Origin of the sequence: Paraburkholderia sp. SIMBA_030, from assembly GCF_046535245.1 — a bacterium.
Classification (GTDB): Bacteria; Pseudomonadota; Gammaproteobacteria; order Burkholderiales; family Burkholderiaceae; genus Paraburkholderia.
The window spans coordinates 1-272 of record NZ_JAWRXB010000535.1 but is presented as its reverse complement, the minus strand read 5'-3'; the positions used below and the strand labels follow the sequence as shown (position 1 = coordinate 272).

The 272-nt window shown below is 61.0% G+C and carries 1 pseudogene; it reads left to right on the top strand.

The window, feature by feature from the left end:
- Positions 1-272 (top strand): annotated as a pseudogene (locus SB772_RS41105) (lipase); the annotation flags it as partial.

Sequence of the window (272 nt, the reverse complement as noted above, 5' to 3'; positions counted from 1 at the left end):
ACCGAAGGTGTGGCGCTGTTCAATCAGCGTTATCCACAGGGCTTGCCTGAAACCTGGGGCGGGCACGGGCCGGAGGAGGTCAATGGCGTGCGTTATTACTCCTGGTCCGGGAAGTTGCAGCCTGGCGTTACGGATCGCGGGCGCAACCTGTTGGACGGGACCCATCGCAGTTGCCGGTTGTTTGCCAAAACCTTTGTGAACGAGGCCGGGCATTGCGACGGGATGGTCGGGCGTTACAGCTCGCACCTGGGGACGGTGATTGGCGATGAATA